Source organism: Facklamia sp. P13069 (genome assembly GCF_050409405.1).
Lineage (GTDB): Bacteria > Bacillota > Bacilli > Lactobacillales > Aerococcaceae > Facklamia.
Window position 1 is genome coordinate 79,355 of sequence record NZ_JBNUPN010000003.1, and the last position, 17,943, is coordinate 97,297.

Here is a 17,943-nt window from a genome sequence, read left to right on the forward strand (position 1 = left end):
AGGTAGTCGCATCAATTAATCTAGATAACCTATACACCGCCCCAGCGTTCACGAATTTAAAATAAGTGTAGCAAATTGATGCGAAAACAAAGGTAATCTAAAGGCGCAAGAGTAAAGAGTGTAAACAAAGTGTAAAAGGGGAGATATGAAAAGGTAAGTATAAAACCAGTGCCAGCGCAAAAGGAGTGATAGCTAACACACATAAACAAAAATGAAGAATTGGAGTCCCTAAAAAGGGAAAAGACCACAAAACGCACACCCTAAAAAGATAAAATAGGCAGAAATGGCACCCCTAAAAAATGGATAGTGACAAAAATGACCTACAAAAAAGTACCCAGAGTAAACAGAGGTATTAAAAAAACTATTTACAAAAGAGGCAAAACAATGCAAATTAAAATAGCAACAACCCCAAGCGTAAGAATAGCTAATAGTTATGAAAATAAATTAGTCGATTGGAACGACTTTATAAAAGATTTTAAAGATAAATATGCTACCACAGACACCGTAGAAAGCTATCACGCGAAATATGACAAAAATAGCAAAAAATACGCAGAGCAAAGAGAATACAAACTAAGTCATAAGAATAAAAGAGGCGCTTTTGTAGGGGGTGGCTATCAGTCAATGAACCAAGAGCAGGGTTAAACAGAGATAATAAAAATATACTACTAAGAACGTTATTAGCCTTTGACTTTGACAACGGAACACCAGAACATTTTAACGATATAACAGACCGTTTAAATGCTTCTGATTATGCTTTTATTTTATATACTACTCACTCGCATTTAGCAGACACCCCAGCATTTAGACTATTAATGCCTTTAGACAAAGAGGTAAGCCCTAAAGAATATGAGGCGATAGCAAGATATATAGCAGGTATTAACCCGCAGGATATGGAAGCCTTAGACAGTTCAACGTTTGAGCCAGCCAGAGCCATGTTTTACCCTACAACCCCTAAAAATGGCGAGTATATATGCGAATGGGCAGACGGTAAGCCAATAGATACACAAGCAGTATTAAGCCAATACTCTACTACCGATTATGCGCAGGAATGGAACCTACACCCTAAAGAACAAGCAAAGGTAGACGTAACAGGAACTAGACCCAGTGGAGATATAACCGACCCTCACAAGAAATACGGCTATATTGGCGCATTTAACCGCACCTATAATATCCATGATGCTATAAGCAAGTTTATACCCGAAGCATATACTTACAACACAAGGACAGAGCGCTATTCGTGGACGGGCGGAAGCAGTACAGACGGCGCAAGAGTATATCATGATTTTGGCGAAGCTAGTTATTTATACTCTGAACATGACACAGACCCCGCACATGGAAATAATAACGCCTTTGATTTAGTAAGGATACATAAGTTTGGAGAGTTAGATGCAGGCATAACAGATACAGCTATCAAAGATTTACCAAGTCAAAAAGCTATGATAGAACTTTGCAGGAATGATGCGAAAGTACAGGCAGAGTATAAAATACATAACAATGATAAGGGGCAACTTGATTTTATGGATAGAACATCACCAGCCCAACAAGCGCCACGAAACCAGAACGAGGCCATTATAAAGGCGATCGATGCAGGCGAAATAGACCTTGAAAAGTACGATATTAACAATGTACCTACAAAAATATTAGATGCACTAACAGAGGCGGATAGAGACTTAAAAATAACCGAGTTATACGCCAGAACGTCACCAGCGCATCATTTACCTAGTTTTATTGATGGAATTATCAAGGATAACAAGAAAGGCATATCAACAGGCTTTAAACACTTAGACAAATATTTAGATGGTGGCTTTTATGAGGGGCTTTATGTTATCGGTGCTATCAGTTCGTTAGGAAAAACTACCCTATCTTTACAGATTGCAGATGCAGTAGCTAAACAAGGCAAAGACGTACTTATTTTTAGTTTAGAGATGAGCAGGCACGAAATCATGGCCAAGACAATATCACGCTTAACTTATAAGCAAGTGATAGCTAAAGGCGCATCAATTAAAAATGCTAAGAGCGCTAGGGGTATAACGGTAGGTAGATTTTGGAAGAACTACACAAGCGAAGAAAAGGAAATCATTGCAGAGGGTATTAAAGAATACGAGAACTTTGCTAAGCATATCTTTATACACGAGGGGCAAGGGGATATAGGAGCAAAACAAATAAGGCAAGCAGTAGCACAGCATATTAAGTGGGAAAAAGAACCGCCATTAGTGATTATTGACTTCTTACAGATATTAGCGCCTTATGACGAACGAGCAACAGATAAAATAAACACTGATAAAACAGTGTTCAGACTGAAGACAACCCCTTTATTTGAGATTAACTCACAAAGGGTTTGTCTTCAGTCTGAAGCCCTATTTTAGGGCTTTTTATTATGCCCTAGTGTTTTAATATAACCAAGCAATTAAAACGGCTATAAAGCGAGATATAGGACTAATAAATAACAAGCGAGGCATGAGGGTAAATTGACTCAAAGTAAAGGCAATAATATTTATAGATAATAGTAAGTACCTTGATGCACTCGTGCGGTTAAATAATTAACGTTACAGAAGCTTTAACTAAGAACATGTAAAAACTATACATAAAATATTAAAACGTCACAGAACGCAAATATAAGCCAATAAATGATGTCCATATATTTTTAAAAAACCGACGTCGCACATTTTAGTTATAAAACGATAATGATTAATTAATGATGCGGTACTACCCAAGCTAATAAAGTGGACAATACCCCCCATGAAATCAAATGCCCCTACCACGGGGAACCAGACAACGGGGAGGGGGGGAAGACTCCGAAAAAATATACGCGCGCGCGTGAGAGGGGGGCAAATATTTAAAACCTGATAACTCCATAAAAACAAAGGCGCATCACAGGGCAGGCGGGCAGAGTATAAGCGCATCTTTTAAAAGTTCGAAACGTTGCGAAATTTAGTGTTTTGTCCGACATATTCCAACAATAAGAGTTTCAACATATCTCAACAAGCATAGGAGATGCGATCGATAAAAGAGCCGCCATCGAGGTACGGTTATATAAAAGACGGGGCATACCTCACCCTCCCGTCTGTCGGCCGAACTTCACGCCGTACTGTACATATTTTCTCACGCCAAACTATCGTTGATATAAAGCCGTTTAAAAATTTTAAGCATAAAAAAATAAAGCCTTAAATATAGGGGTATGCAAATATACATTCCAAGATTTTACAAAGGTTACGAAACAGTATTAAAGCGTAATTAGCACCCGTACCCTACATATATACCAGCGTTAGGTAATTATAAGGCTGTTAACATGCAACATTTTACTATACACATAATAATTAGATAAAACTCGCCTATTTATATAGATTTAAATAAGCATCAGTGTTATTATTATACACATAGTAATTGAATAATAACTTGTGTACTAAACTTACAAAGAAAGGAGCAACTTATGGATAAAGCCAATAAAACGATTAGGAAAAAGATAAAAGACGCTGGCTTAAACCATTGGCAGGTAGCACAGCAAATTGGGATAACAGCAGGTACGCTTGTTTTGTGGCTAAGAACACCATTAAAACCAGAACGCAAAGCAAGGGTATTAGAAGCAATCGAAGTGCTAAAAGCGCAATAAAAAAAGCCCGCAAGTAGAGGCACTACTCACAGGCTAAGGGGTACGTTAAATACCACTATTTAGATACCCCAATTATAACACATATAAGGGGAGAAACAAACCAATGGAAAAAGAATAAAAACTAACACACGAACAAGCTTCGCAATGGGCACAAAACGTATGCGACCATATGAGAGTTATCGAACTATATCAACAGCAAATAGATGCTTTATCAATGATTAAAGAGAAGGACTACCAGTATGTAGTATACATTATGAAAAGATTTTAAGATACGCAGTTTCACTACAACCAGCGCATCTTAAAAGACTTAGACGAGGTGGCGTGTATTTTGTTTGATTTATCAGACCAGATAAAAGAAGAACAACCAGAATTATCTTAATGCTTTAAAAAAGGACAGACACAGAGTGACACAGATATAAATAAAGAAAAACCACTAAGCGAATAGCCCAGAGATTAAATGACTGTTTGATAAATATTATTAAAGATGACCTATCCTTGAGATACTAGAAAGTTTTAAAGAACCATACAGCAGTATAACTAATTATAAGGTAAAAGTATATTACTCAAAACGGATAGATAAAAAGGAGAATTAAAAATGAAATTTGAAATGTTTAAATTAATTAAAAATAATAAAGGGACTTTTTTAGAAAGAGTAAACAAATATCGAAGCCGACGAATAAAGCAGTTAAAAGAAAAAAACTACTCAATCGAAGAGCTGCACTTTTTAATAGCCTGTTATGAAGCTGAACAAATTATATTAATGGAAGAAGCTCAAAACGCTAAAGACTTAGACGATTTTAGAGATTATTTCATGGCTGCTTATGATATACATGCAGATACCGAAGAAATAAGAAAACAGCTTAAATTATATTAGAGGGCATAAAATGACAGATAAAATTGATTATGACAAGCTAATAAAATTTTGGGGGATACCACACCAGCCCCTCCAGACCCTTTCGAGAGCCTTTTGAAAGAGCCTAAAATGACAACAGACGCCAAGAAGCAGGCGCTATTTATAAGGGAAGCATACAAACGCCAGTTAAAGAGGTATAACCGCAGTAATTTGCTAACCTCTAAACTTATAAAGAGCATTAACAAAGATAAACCAATAGAACAGGCTTTAGTTGATGCAATTGACCTTATAGGTGTTATTTTAAACAATACAGCCACGCATCAAACGTTAAAAAATAAAATAAAATAAAAGAAGCATATAACATTGATTAGGCGGGGTATTATGCCCCGTTTTTATAAAAAAATAAAAAAGTTATCGGAAGTTAGAGCAAATTAACCTATACTAAACAGGGGGTAATAATATGCATGATATACAAACTATACACACAAACAACAACCCTATCACAACGGCAAATAATGTCGATTTTGGCGAGTTTTACAATATGTTTATTAATTATATAGACGCATCAGAAAACACCATCAAAACGTACACACGAGCAATCAAGCAATTCATTAAATTTATGTATGATAACGGCGTAACACAGCCGAAACGAGAAGATATTTTAAGGTATAGGCAAACCTTGCTAGAAGACGGCAAAAAGGCATCAACCATACAAAACTACATCATAGCCATACGCCAACTTTTTAATTTTACCGAAGCAAAAGGCTTATACCCTAACATAGCTAAAGGTGTTAAAGGGGCTAAAATATCTAAGAGCCACAAAAAGGACTACCTAACCAGCAAGCAAGCAGGTAGCGTGTTAAACCGCATCAATACAGACGATTTAAAAGGGCTTAGAGATTATGCTATTGTAGCTTTGATGCTAACAGGCGGACTAAGGACAATAGAGGTCAGTAGGGCTAATATTGAAGATATGCGAGCAGTCGGAGACAGTACAGCCTTATATATACAAGGTAAGGGCAGGGACGATAGAACAGAGTATATAAAGGTTATTGCAGAGGTAGAAGAAGCTATAAGGGCTTATTTAAGCGCCAGAGGTCAAACGGACTTTAAAGCGCCCTTGTTTGCATCAACCAGCAACAACAATGCAGGCGAACGCATGACAACCCGAAGCATAAGCGGAATAGTTAAAACAGCCTTAGTTGATGCGGGCTTTAATAACGATAGATTGACCGCGCACAGCCTAAGACACACCGCTGGTACGCTTAACCTATTGAATGGCGGGACATTGGAAGAAACACAGCAATTATTAAGGCATCAAAACATAGGGACAACAATGATATACCTACACCATTTAGAGCGAGAAAAGAATAACAGCGAGGCGAGAATTGGTAAAGCAATCTTTAAATAACTAGAAAATACGAGAAATAACACTATTTAGATAAAGGGGTATTTTATGGCAGAGATATATGCAGTAATCAATCAAAAAGGCGGAGTGGCTAAAAGCACTACAGCCCAGATACTAGGGAATGCAATCAGACACAAAGGCCATAGCGTTTTATTTATAGATTTAGATCCACAAGGCAATCTAACCTATGGAATGGGGATTGATACGCCTGATGCAGGTATATACGAAGTATTAACCAAGCGAAAACGGGCGCTTGATACAATCACAACCACAGAGCAGGGGGACGTTTTAGCGTCAACACCTAACCTTACTTTGATAGAACATGAGCTACAAAATGAATTAGACAAAGAATACCGACTAAAAGAAGCACTAGACACATTAGGCGCAAGGTATGACTATATTATTATAGATACACCCCCTAGCCTATCCACACTATCAATTAACGCATTAACGAGCGCAAACAAGGTTATCATACCGACACAAGCAGATATTTACAGCATACAAGGGCTAGCCCAGCTTAGTCAGACGATCGAAACGGTACGCAAATACACCAATGATGCGCTAGAAGTAGCAGGCATTTTGATAACTAGATACGATAAGCGAACTATACTAACCCAGCAATTAACAGAGATGCTAGAAAATACAGCACGCATGATTAATACGAAAGTTTTTGATGCGAAGATAAGAGAAGCAATAGCCGTTAAAGAAGCGCAGGCCATGAGAGATGACTTATTGTCCTATGCACCGAAAGCAAACGTTACAGCGGACTATTTAGCCTTTATTGACGAATTAGGCATAAAATAGGCACACCAATAAAAAGGGGTCTTATATATATGCAAATGACACCAACAAGCGAGCTATACAGTATTTTTAACACGAAAGAACTTAACAGCACACAAAAGCTAGTTATGCTATATATCAAAATAAAGGCAGAGGGCAACGAAAAGGTAAGAATCACTAACAATGAGTTTATAAAAGCCTTTAATTTTGATTATAGTACCCTCAACCGAGCACTAAACGCCTTAGAGGCTAACGGCTTTATAAAAAGAGAAATAAGTGAGAATGAGAACGGGCAGACAACTAGAGAAATCGAAATATTTATATAAGGAGCGGATAGAATGAAAGATTTTACAGCAAACAACCCAGCAGAGGCACTTATAAGAGGCAATCGGAACAAGCAAGCCCCAGCAAGCAAGATAGGTAGGCCTAAGAGCACCGAAGAAACAAAAAGCAAGCGCACTAACTTATTGCTTTACCCATCTATCTTTGAGGACTTACGCAAGATAGCCTATATTCAACAAACGAGCATAAACGATATTATGAACGATTTAGGCAGAGAATTTACGCTGAAACACCAAGAGGACATTATAAAATATGACAAATTTTTTAAGAAAGGAACATAAAAATGGAAAAAGATACCTTTATAAAAGGCTTTAGAGATACTCTAAAATCTATGCAAATTAATCAACACTCTATTTCTTTTGAAGAAAGAAATGACATTAAAATGATAACGATTAAAGATAATTTTAATATATTATCATTAATGTTATTAAATATGTTTGGAAAACATGGGACAAAATTTAAAATGCTGTATTGCAGTTCCTCAAATGAAAATATAGACGAAATAATTTTTTATATAGATATTATAGAATATAAAAAATTAAAAGAATTCTATTTATAAAAAGTAACTTCTGAAAATTAGTATTAGCGGAAGTTGAGAAACAACCTATACCACCATTTAGAAATGAGGCTAACCTATGATAACTGAAGATGATATTATAAAATTTAAGGAAGTAGGAGAAATAGCTTTTGATGCAGATATACCCGCAGATACTAGAGTAAATACTTTAATCACTATCTCTAAGCAGCACATGATAGAAAGTTCTTTAGTAAGAGAAGCAGAATAGCTAGTTTATCCTTATTTTTCCTTTATTGATATTTTAAAATTTATAGAAAAAATTAGATTATACAATACTTTGCTAATATTTAAAGACGAGTTAACAGGCTTAGACATAGATGAGATAGAAAAGTGTTTAACAACGGTAAATTATACACCTAGCATTTTTTTAGAACATAAAAACACATATGAAATTTTAATGAATGCATATAGCGAGGTGTTGCACAAAGACTATGAAATTATACGTCAGACTTCAAAACACGCAGGGAGCCTAGATAATTTGCAAGACTCTATAAAACTATTAAGGGAAAACTTAGACGCTAATTCATGGCGTATGGCTTATAATTTCGTCAATATCCTATTAAACGAAGAACGGCAAAAAGCAAGTGAAAAACCGTTTGACGATTTTTATTTATTAAAAAATACAGGGCAAGAAGATTTAGAAGCAATCGGTCAATCTTATGAGTTTATTATAAAGTCGCTAGTTACTTTGTATGCATGGCAAGACTTACTAGAGATGATAGGTAAGGCCATAGATAGCAAAGCTATACTCAACAAATCCAAAGAAACACCTTTAGACAGCAGACCTTATACTTACTTAGCTATGCAGTCAGAGGTTTTAGCTAGATATATAACAACGAGGAACCCTAAAAAAGATTGGAGCGAAGCGAAAGAAAACGAAAAAGAAATATATATCGCTATCTCTAAATTTACTAACCTAGATAAAATTAAACGCACAGACCGAAAGAAATTTAACAGCATCTATCGAACAAGTAAAAAGAAATTACTAGACATAGACAACTTAGAGGGCTTTAATCAAACCTTTGATAAGATAAAAGAAAGCATTAAAGATAACTTTAATAAACAGACGCAAGACATGACGATTGAGGACTACCAAGAGGCAAAAAAAAGCCCTAGCAATAAAAGGAGGGCTTTAAAAATGACAAATAATAAGCACACTAACCCTTATGCTATCTCTAGCACAGGACAACTAGAGCATAACAATTCGTTTGAGCAATTAGAATTAGAGCTAGATTTATACTTATGCCGTATCTCAAAGATAACAAAGACAGCCTGCTCGAGAAGTTAAGAACGGGCAAATACAAGCCACGACCCGTATTAAGGGTAGAAATTCCCAAAGAAACAAAAGGGGAATACCGAAAGTTAGGAATACCGACGGTAATAGATAGACTGATACAACAAGGGATCACCCCAAGTATTAAGCCCAATCTATGAAAAACAATTCTCCGAAAATAGTTATGGTTTTCGACCAAGAAGGAGTACCCACGACGCCCTGAAAGCGTGTAAGAAGAATGTGGATGAAGGCTATAAGTAGGTGGTAGATATGGACTTGGAAAAGTTCTTTGATATGGTGTGCCAAAGCAAGCTAATAGAAATACTATTAAGAACTATAAAAGATGGTAGAGTAATAGCGCTAATCCATAAATACTTGAACGCAGGCGTAATAAACGAGGGAAAATATGAAGAAACGAAGGTTGGAATGCCACAAGGTGGAAATCTAAGTCCACTACTAAGTAATAGTATGCTTAATGAACTGGACAAGGAACTGGAACACAGAGGACATAGATTTGTAAGATACGTAGAGGATTGGATGATATTTTGCAAGAGTAAACGAAGTGCAGAAAGAACCTTAAGAAATAACTTGCCATTTATAGAGGGAAAGCTGAAGTTAAAAGTGAATCGAAATAAAAGCAAGGTAGAACATATAACGAAAGTTAAGTATCTAGGCTATAGCTTCTATATTACAAAAGGGGAATATAGGGTTAGGGTTTATCAGAAGTCAATAGATAAGATGAAAAGTGAACTGAAAAGGCTAACATCTAGAAGTAATGGAGGGTCAAATGCAGTAAGGAAATCCAAACTGAACAAGTTTATCGCAGGATGGATAAATTATTTCTCAATGGCGGATATGAAATCCATGCTGGAATGTATGGATGAATGGCTTAGGAGAAGAGTAAGGCAAATATACTGGAAACAGTGGAAGAAAGTCAGAACAAGATACAAGAGGATAAAGAAATTTGGGATACCGCTTTGAAAAGTGCATGAAATGGCGAATTGCAGAAAAGCCACGTGGCGAGCTGCACTAATGCTAAACTCAGTGCTAACCAAAGAAGAAATAGCCAAGCCAGGCTACCTGTCAATGCTCGGCTATTATACTAAAGTGTGTGTAAACTAAGGAACCACCGTATACGGAACCGTAGGTACGGGGGTGTGAGAGGTCGGCTAGTCAACTAATGGCTAGCCTCCTACTCGATTTCTTCCTGACACATATAATCTTGATATTAAAAGAATTCTATTTTTGAAATGGGAGTCGTTTTTATAGCCAAAGGCATTTCGCTTAATATCTTTGATGAGTTTGTTAGTTGCTTCCAGTTTGGCGTTGGAGTAAGGTAGTTCAATAGCATTAGCGACATAGTTTTATAGCGGATAAAGGTGTTTAAAGCCGTTTTAATAGGTCGAGCATATTCAAAGGACTGAATTTGTAGTATAATTGGTTTGAAAGCAGATTAAACATCTGGATTATAAGAACCGCTTTGTTACATCCATAAAAATGAGTCTTTCTTTTTAAATTTGTGTCGATACTTCATAGATTAGCAGACTCACTAGAACGTTTTCTTTAGTAAAGGTAGTTAATCTTATAATAATGCACTATGAAATAAGTAACTATGTAATTGCAGGATTTTAACTACAGTTTAAAAAGACTTAGTAAAAGAAAGGGAGAGATGATGATGATTCAGTTAAAAGTACAGTTGGTAGGGATTAAGAATCCTGCTATTTGGAGAAATATGATTGTGCCAGATAGGACGACCTTTTTTGAGTTACATTGCTTTATTCAATGTGCTTTTGGTTTAGAAGATAGACATTTATTTAGTTTCCAAAAATATGGTACTCAATTAGAGATTGATTTAGAGATTAGCCGTGATTATGATTTTAGTGATGCAATAGCTAACCTTATAAAAAAAGACGCTGAAAAAACACTTGTTCTCCCATATTTATACGAATATAGTTCAATCAATTATACCTATGATTTTGGAGATAATTGGGAATTTAAGATTACTTTGATGAAAGAAGATGTAGCTAATGGGGGCATTTTTCCTCAGGTGGTTGCTTCTAAAGGTGAGAATATTCCCGAAGATTGTGGTGGTGTTGGAGGACTAGAGAATCTTCGTGAGTTATCAAAAACACCCGATAGCAAAGAATTTAAAAGGTTATGCGAATGGAATCCAAGTATTGGACAAGACTTTAACAAAGAGAATGTAAATCAAGAATTGCAAGATCTATATAATAAAAGAGAGGGTGCAATCTTATTGCCAGATCATGTCTATGATTTTTTAGACTTAGTTTAGTAAGTTATAGATAAAGTTTTATGAAGTGAAAGGGATGATTATCGTTTTCTTTTCGATAGGGTCAAAGAAATATATAGTTACCCTTTTTGAAATCGTTATGAGTGAATGTAATGACTATGAAAATCTTAATAACAAAAACATTAGAAAGGAAAACAGCCTAACTATTATTTAGAGAGTGCTTTAAAATGATATAATACCTTAAATAATGTTGATATAATAGTCTTTATAAGGCTGTGTTTTTAATGACCAATTACCTAAAAATTACATGTGGAGTGTGTGGTTTAGTTGGAAAAAGCAAAATAGAGAATATTATAAGAATAGTTTCCTTGACGTTCAAAACGTTTAAGAATCTTTTTATAGGGGGTTAATTTTTATATAAGTTAGGTTAAATTTTTGACAAATTTGGGTGGATTTTAGAAAGAGATCACCTAAAAAAATTGATGATAAAATGTTTTTGATTGATGTAAAATTTCATGTAACTAATGTACTATTCTGATATAAAATAGCCAGTTAGAAGTTTCTAGAATCAATGCAAAATTTAAACTTCCACTCTTATAGTTTATTAAGCGCTTAAGACTTTATTGTTGAATATTAAAAAGTAAAGATGACCTCATGAAGTTATAAAATTCATTAGTTTTTGTTATGAATATTCCGGCTTTAAAAGCCTATACATTGTAAGTATATGAAGAGATGTTTTAGCTATAAATATGGGTATGGCTTGGGTGTGGCTATAGAATATTTTAGAAAATACAGAAGAAATATTAAATAAAAAACAACCGCGGATTAATTGTCCTCGGTTGTTTCTTTTCTTATTATTCGTTCCTTTTAATGATAGTAAAATAGTTTTCTTAATCCCCTTAAACATTTTCCCATAGTATAAATTCTATATTTCATTTTATTGGTTAAAATCAAGTCTATTTTTCCTATTTTAGTGTGGCTAGCTTTAAAATATTATTTTTATTTCAAGTTGCTGATTTCTTTTCCTTAGCTCAACGAATTTTTTTGCAAACTCTGTCATTTGTTCCTTAGTATTGAAGGATTGATCTTTATAATACCTTACCACCATTGTCTTATAGTTGATGGAGATAATCTATGATCTTCACATAGTTTTCTATAAGTATTATTATTTTGGTTATATAAGTTAATCAATTGCTTCTTTAAATTTTACTCATAGTATTTTGATATGTTTTCTCCACCTAATATTGTTAAATATTGAACGGATAAAACTTGCCCTATTTATTATGGTTATATCTAATAAAATATGAATATATTAACGAAACAATTTAACACATTGATTATAAATTTAATTTTCAAAGAAACACGAATTATTAACTTGACAAAAAAAAGATTGTAAGATAAACTGAACACAGTTCATTGAACTGTATTTAATGGGTGGGGTTTAGTAAAAAAGATAATGGATTGTAGTTTTAAAATTATAGGGAGAGTGTCTGATGAAATATGATGAAGTAAATTTAGAAGAGTCGAAGTCGAATCGGGATATTCAGGCAGAGTTATCAAAGCAAAAACTGTTTAATAGTGCTTTTGAGTTATTTTCTAAAAGACCTTATCATAAGGTAAAAATTAGAGATATTTGCAATGATGCTGGTGTTAGTGTTGGTTTGTTTTATCATTATTTTTTGAGTAAGGAAGCCTTATATAATGAGACTTTTGTTTATTATATGAATCATGATAAGAGGAGCTATGATGTTGATTCCAGTAATCCAATAGATTCTATAAAAAGAATTATTGCGACTAATATTTCAGGCTTTGTTGAAATGGGACCTATTTTTACGAATAAATTTTTAGTAAATGAACTCTTAACGAATTATGAATATTTGAATGATGATAGTAGAAAGTTCAATAAGGCTATTATTCAATGTATCGATAATGCGATTGAGCATGAATTATTATATGGAAATCAAGGAGAAATTGCGCAAGATATTTTTCATGTTTTGAAAGGCATAGGTTTTAACTGGGCAATAAATGGAGGTAATTTTGATTTTATTGCTGCTTGTATTCGAATGGTGGATATCATTATTGCTAATTATAGTGTGTAAAGATTGGGTCAATTCATACTTATTAAATCACTATAAACTGTAATTTGTTTAAATAAACGCTTATCCGAATTAGATTGAATACTATAATAGAAAAGTGAATTGCTTTCCTAAAGTAAATAATAATTATTGAGTGTTAGAAAGGGGAAAAAATATGTGTACAGGTGTTAAGATTACATCAAAAGAAAACAATGTGTATTGGGGAAGAACGCAAGAATTTAATATGGATCTAGATTATTCAGGTTGTGTCGTTCCTAGAAACTACGAAGTTAAGGATGCGCTATCTTCATTTGTAACAAAGTATGCAGTTTTAGGTGTCGGAGTGAAGCAAATTCCTTATATAATTGCAGACGGTGTTAATGAAAAAGGACTTTGTGGAGGAACATTCTACTTTGCCAATTATTTCCATTATAGTGAGGCAAATGAAGTTGAAGAAACGGGCCGTTTGGCTTTAGCGGGAGCTGAATTTGTAACTTATGCATTGAGCATGTATTCATCCGTAGATGAGGTTAGAAAAAATGCGAACAAAGATGTTGCTATTGCATTTGCTGATAGAATAGCAGGTATTCCGCAACATTTTGTTTTTCAAGATAATACAGGGGATTCTATAGTTGTAGAACCTTCTAAAAAGGGAGAATTTGTTATTATTGATAATCCGGTAGGAATTTTTACGAATGCTCCTACTTTTGATTGGCATCTTACAAATCTTCAAAATTATGCTGGCATCAAGCAGGTTAAAGATGAGGGATTTGACTACAATGGATTTGAAGTTTTTTCTCCAGGATTAGGATCTGGTTTACGTGGACTTCCAGGAGATTTCACACCTCAGTCTAGATTCATCAGAGCTTTTTATTTGAAAGCCCTTTCATCTGAAGTCAATAATGATAAGGCTGTTGAACTTATTTTTCATATTTTAAATAGTTTTGATGCACCAAAAGGGATAATGTATGTATCTGGTGAAACAGATCTGCAATACACTCAATATACGAGTGCCTACGATATTGAAAAAGCAGAGCTATTTGTACACACTTACGACAATAGAACGATTCAAACGTTGAAGTTAGCAGACTTTGATTTGGATAAAGATGAAGTAGTTCATTATCCACTTGTTGAAAAACAACAATATTTAGATTTAAAAAAAGAATCAAAAGAAACCATTTTTTAATGGATTGATGAAAGGCAGATAGCTATGAACAAAAAAAGTGAAACTCAACAAAGTAAATTTAACTGGCTTCCATTGATTATTTTGATGATTACACAAATCGGTACAACTGGAGACAATGCGGTTCTAAGTATTGCAACAAAATCAATTATTGAGACATTTAGTGTCACTATGAATGAAATACAATTAGCAAATATGATGTATCCTATGATAGCAGGTTCATTTATGATTACTAGTGGAATGTTAGGTATCTCCTTTGGTTTTAAGAATGTATTTAGAGTTGGTGCTATTTTAGCGACAATAGGTGAATTAACATTGGCATTAACGAATAATATTACCATTTTCATTTGGGTAGGAAGAGTGTTGGTTGGTTTTGGTGGCAGTTTGATGATTCCAGCTGTTTTAGGTTTAATTCCTGAAATTTATAAATCTTCTAAGCATAGAGCTATAGCATTTGGTTCTATTGGAGCTGCTTCTGGGATTGCTACAATTGCTCCTTTGTTGTTAGGTATTATTATGGATCAGGTAGGTTATAAGCTTACTTTTGGCATAATGGCTGCTTATTTCTTTATTATTCTTTTGGGATCATATTTTATTCCGAATACAGATCGGGTACAAACTAAACTAAAGCTTGATGTTCAAGGGATAGTAATGGCAGCAGTAGGTTTATTTACTTTTTTAATTGGTCTATCAAAAATTTCAAAATGGGGCTTAATTACACCAGCAGATCCACCTTTCACTATATTTGGAATATCTCCTGCATTGCCTTTAGTGGTTTTAGGAATTGTAATTCTTATTGCATTAGTATTTGTGGAGAAAAAAATTGAAGAGAAAAATGGTTTTGCATTATTACCACAGTCGTTTATTAAGAATAGACAAGTGAGAAATGGATTATATGGTTCGGCATTTATTTTCTTAATTATGGGTGCCTACAATGTCGTAGTTATACCTTATGTTCAGATTATGGAAGGATTTGATGCAACCAAAACTAGTTTATTAACAATGGCTTTTGGTGTTACGTTATTTTTATTTTCATTTTTTATTCCTAAATTCGCACAGAACATTAAATCTAAAACCATATTAAGATTGGGTTATTTAGTAGTGGCATTGTCAATTGTTCCGCTGTTATTGGCGATAGGAGACGGTTCTACAAACATTTCATTGTTTTCTATTGGAATTTTAATAATGGGAGCTGGCGAAGGGTTAGTAAGTTCAAGATGTAATGTTGTTGTTGCGAATGCTGTAAATGAAAGGGATGCAAAGCAATCAGGAGGGATACAGGCAACTTCTAGAAATGTGGGTCAGGCCTTTGGTGCTGCATTAATAGGGACTATTTTATTATTCTCAGTAACTATGATGACCAACAACATTGTTGATAAAAAAGTATCAGAACTATCTGCGGAGACGGTTCAAGTAATTGCAGAACAAGAGCAACATCAGTATGTTAATGATCAGCAATATAATGAGTTCTTAGAAGCTAATAATATAATGGGAGAAGATAAAGTTAAGATGGAAGAAATTAATGATATTGTACGAGTGAAGTCTACGAAAGTAGCATTAGGTGCGATTGGAATAATTTCATTAATTTTCTTATTAGGAACAAGAGGTATTAAAGAGTAGATTGATGTGCATCTCTCTGGTTCAATTATTTTGGGTCGCTCTAGCAATTTATCCATATGTAGCAGGAGTTCTTTTATAATGTTTCAGAGAGTGATATTGTCTGAAAGGAAGGTTTAAAATATGAGAAACAATATTTTTTTAAATTTTTCTAATGGAAGAGTGCTTTTTTTTCTATGTTTATTCTCTATGTTACTTGTTGTGGGTCATATATGTGTTTTTATAAGGAGAGCATGGAAAGAAGCTAAAAATGTAGGGATAAGCAAGAATGATTTAAAACAAATGGTAATTAATTCTATTCTTTCGGCAATACTACCAACACTATCATCAATAATATTTTTAATTATGTTGACTCCTATTTTGGGAAGGTTTTTCTCTTGGCTAAGATTATCAGTCATAGGCAGTGCGAGCTATGAATATTTAGCAGCTGATATTGCCTCTAAAGCCCTTAATATTTCAGGTATAAACAGTTCGGATATATCCTTGAAAAACCTGATAACTATAATGTTGGCAATGTCTATAGGCATATCTTCGGGACCAATTGTCAATATATTATTTTTTAAGCCGTATTATAGTAAATTACAAATTGCGGCACAGAAGAAAAAAAGCTTTAAACAATATATTGGAATATCATTAATGATGACAATGATGACTGTTTTATTAGTTCCTAGAGTATTATATTTCGAAAATAGATTGGCAATGGCTACTACTATTTTTTCGGCTATTTTAGTTTATATTTTAGAATTAATTGGTAGGAATGAGAAAGTAAGAGTGCTGAAAGATTTTTCATACCCAATAAGTATATTAGCTGGAGTTGTGTTTGCAATAGTTTTAGGAAATACTATTCTAGTCTAAATACATTATATTAGGAGTGAGTTTATGACAGAAGAAAAAAGTCAAGCCAAAAAGGCAGATACGAATGAGGGATATTTTGCAAATTCTGATTATATGAGATGGATTCACAAGGTGGGAAGAATATCCACTTTGATCAGTCTGGCTGGTTTAATATCAGTTCCTTTATTCTCAGCATGGATTACAGGAATATCCATTAATTTTGATGATTTAGCTTTAGCTTTGGCCAGTTTAACAGCTTTTATTGTCCTTGGAGGAGTCGAACCTTTCTCATATGCTCCTATTCTTGGTGCGTCAGGAACTTATATAGGATTCATTACGGGAAGAATTAATGTATGTTTTGGTCCGATTGTGGCTAATTTGGATAAATTAAATGCAGAGCCAAATAGTAAAGAACATGAGATAATATCAAGTATTGTAACAGGTGTAATGTCTTTAACAGGATTGGTACTAATGACATTAGCTATGATTTTTCTAGGCTTCTTTTCATCATTCTTAAGTAATCCGATATTGCAACCGGGATATGATAATATGGTCTTTGCAATGATAGGAGCATTTTCTGTACCTATGATAATGAGGACACCAAAATTAGCCATAGCTCCAGCTACTTTCATGCTTATTTTAAGTGTATTGCTGAGTTCAAGTGTTGTTTTAAGACAACAGAGTATTATTTTACCACTGATGCTTTTATTTATTTTACCGGTTAACTATTTTCTTTATAAAAGAGGACTATTTGAGGAAAAGTAGTATCCAAGAGTTTGAAAAATGAGAATGTAATATTTAGTAAGCTGTATCTAAATTCATATATTAATAGTAAGTTGGTAGATTGTTAAGGGCTGTTGCAAAAGGTATAAAATAGGCGAGGAATAAGGTGTACCCCTAAATTTGAATATAGATTTAGGGGTTTTTCATGTCAAAATATAAATTTGAAATATAAGGTGAATTGTAAAATGAACTTAGCCATATAAATTAGAAAAAGAGCCAGTGAGTCTGCTAATCTATGTAGTAACAACACAGACATAGAATAGCAGACTCCACATGGCTCAAACCGAGCAATCACTCGGTTACTCGGACGTTCACCTCAGACCATTCATACAAAAGTGAAACGCGGGACAGTTACTC

At 34.1% G+C, this 17,943-nt stretch carries 19 protein-coding genes and 2 pseudogenes; 20 read left to right on the top strand and 1 reads right to left on the bottom strand.

The features are described 5' to 3' along the window. Window positions 1-384: 384 nt before the first annotated feature. The 13 genes from ACQV2T_RS01620 to ACQV2T_RS01680 all read left to right on the top strand — a co-directional run bounded on the left by ACQV2T_RS01620 (window position 385) and on the right by ACQV2T_RS01680 (window position 9,824). Window positions 385-642, top strand: coding sequence for a hypothetical protein (locus tag ACQV2T_RS01620; RefSeq protein WP_428873530.1), 258 nt, complete (start codon window positions 385-387; stop codon window positions 640-642). A gap of 170 nt (window positions 643-812) precedes the next feature. Continuing rightward, on the top strand, window positions 813-2,366 hold the full coding sequence (locus tag ACQV2T_RS01625; RefSeq protein WP_428893149.1) for a DnaB-like helicase C-terminal domain-containing protein: 1,554 nt from the start codon (window positions 813-815) through the stop codon (window positions 2,364-2,366). A 1,064-nt stretch (window positions 2,367-3,430) separates the two neighbouring features. Continuing rightward, window positions 3,431-3,610 (top strand): hypothetical protein, encoded by a 180-nt coding sequence (locus tag ACQV2T_RS01630; protein WP_428893150.1) that lies wholly within the window; start codon window positions 3,431-3,433, stop codon window positions 3,608-3,610. A 595-nt stretch (window positions 3,611-4,205) separates the two neighbouring features. Beyond that, entirely contained in the window at window positions 4,206-4,484 is a 279-nt protein-coding gene (locus ACQV2T_RS01635) for a hypothetical protein (RefSeq protein ID WP_428875038.1), read from the top strand. Window positions 4,485-4,577: 93 nt separating this feature from the next. Then, the gene (locus ACQV2T_RS01640; RefSeq protein ID WP_428893151.1) at window positions 4,578-4,811 is read left to right on the top strand and encodes a hypothetical protein; all 234 of its coding nucleotides are present in this window, start codon (window positions 4,578-4,580) and stop codon (window positions 4,809-4,811) included. A 112-nt stretch (window positions 4,812-4,923) separates the two neighbouring features. Beyond that, window positions 4,924-5,874, top strand: coding sequence for a tyrosine-type recombinase/integrase (locus tag ACQV2T_RS01645; protein WP_428893152.1), 951 nt, complete (start codon window positions 4,924-4,926; stop codon window positions 5,872-5,874). Between the two features lie 45 nt (window positions 5,875-5,919). Next, window positions 5,920-6,675 (top strand): ParA family protein, encoded by a 756-nt coding sequence (locus ACQV2T_RS01650; protein WP_428893153.1) that lies wholly within the window; start codon window positions 5,920-5,922, stop codon window positions 6,673-6,675. Window positions 6,676-6,704: 29 nt separating this feature from the next. After that, a complete protein-coding gene (locus ACQV2T_RS01655; RefSeq protein WP_428873539.1) occupies window positions 6,705-6,977 on the top strand; it encodes a hypothetical protein in 273 nt (90 codons plus the stop codon). Window positions 6,978-6,989: 12 nt separating this feature from the next. Continuing rightward, window positions 6,990-7,274 carry a hypothetical protein gene (locus ACQV2T_RS01660; protein ID WP_428875044.1) on the top strand — a complete coding sequence of 95 codons (285 nt, stop codon included), beginning with the start codon at window positions 6,990-6,992 and terminating at the stop codon, window positions 7,272-7,274. Window positions 7,275-7,276: 2 nt separating this feature from the next. Further along, entirely contained in the window at window positions 7,277-7,552 is a 276-nt protein-coding gene (locus ACQV2T_RS01665; RefSeq protein ID WP_428875045.1) for a hypothetical protein, read from the top strand. Window positions 7,553-7,628: 76 nt separating this feature from the next. Continuing rightward, window positions 7,629-7,778: a hypothetical protein gene (locus tag ACQV2T_RS01670; RefSeq protein WP_428893154.1), complete on the top strand. Its 150-nt coding sequence runs from the start codon at window positions 7,629-7,631 to the stop codon at window positions 7,776-7,778. Window positions 7,779-7,967: 189 nt separating this feature from the next. After that, window positions 7,968-8,858 carry a hypothetical protein gene (locus ACQV2T_RS01675; RefSeq protein WP_428875047.1) on the top strand — a complete coding sequence of 297 codons (891 nt, stop codon included), beginning with the start codon at window positions 7,968-7,970 and terminating at the stop codon, window positions 8,856-8,858. A gap of 255 nt (window positions 8,859-9,113) precedes the next feature. Next, window positions 9,114-9,824 carry a reverse transcriptase domain-containing protein gene (locus tag ACQV2T_RS01680; protein ID WP_428893155.1) on the top strand — a complete coding sequence of 237 codons (711 nt, stop codon included), beginning with the start codon at window positions 9,114-9,116 and terminating at the stop codon, window positions 9,822-9,824. Window positions 9,825-10,027: 203 nt separating this feature from the next. Here ACQV2T_RS01680 and ACQV2T_RS01685 read toward each other — a convergent pair. After that, window positions 10,028-10,239, bottom strand: a pseudogene (locus ACQV2T_RS01685) (transposase); the annotation flags it as partial. A gap of 279 nt (window positions 10,240-10,518) precedes the next feature. Between ACQV2T_RS01685 and ACQV2T_RS01690 the strand changes: the two are divergent. The 7 genes and pseudogenes from ACQV2T_RS01690 to ACQV2T_RS01720 form a co-directional block, all read left to right on the top strand. Next, a complete protein-coding gene (locus ACQV2T_RS01690) occupies window positions 10,519-11,136 on the top strand; it encodes a plasmid pRiA4b ORF-3 family protein (protein WP_428873544.1) in 618 nt (205 codons plus the stop codon). A 1,451-nt stretch (window positions 11,137-12,587) separates the two neighbouring features. Next, window positions 12,588-13,193, top strand: a complete 606-nt coding sequence (locus tag ACQV2T_RS01695) for a TetR/AcrR family transcriptional regulator (RefSeq protein ID WP_428893156.1) — start codon at window positions 12,588-12,590, stop codon at window positions 13,191-13,193. A 130-nt stretch (window positions 13,194-13,323) separates the two neighbouring features. Continuing rightward, window positions 13,324-14,355 (top strand): linear amide C-N hydrolase, encoded by a 1,032-nt coding sequence (locus ACQV2T_RS01700; RefSeq protein ID WP_428893157.1) that lies wholly within the window; start codon window positions 13,324-13,326, stop codon window positions 14,353-14,355. A 24-nt stretch (window positions 14,356-14,379) separates the two neighbouring features. Then, window positions 14,380-15,972: an MFS transporter gene (locus ACQV2T_RS01705; RefSeq protein WP_428893158.1), complete on the top strand. Its 1,593-nt coding sequence runs from the start codon at window positions 14,380-14,382 to the stop codon at window positions 15,970-15,972. 120 nt (window positions 15,973-16,092) lie between these two features. After that, window positions 16,093-16,824 carry a DUF5058 family protein gene (locus tag ACQV2T_RS01710; RefSeq protein WP_428893159.1) on the top strand — a complete coding sequence of 244 codons (732 nt, stop codon included), beginning with the start codon at window positions 16,093-16,095 and terminating at the stop codon, window positions 16,822-16,824. Between the two features lie 24 nt (window positions 16,825-16,848). After that, window positions 16,849-17,568, top strand: coding sequence for a hypothetical protein (locus ACQV2T_RS01715; RefSeq protein ID WP_428893160.1), 720 nt, complete (start codon window positions 16,849-16,851; stop codon window positions 17,566-17,568). Window positions 17,569-17,864: 296 nt separating this feature from the next. Next, a pseudogene (locus ACQV2T_RS01720) lies at window positions 17,865-17,943 on the top strand (helix-turn-helix domain-containing protein); the annotation flags it as partial.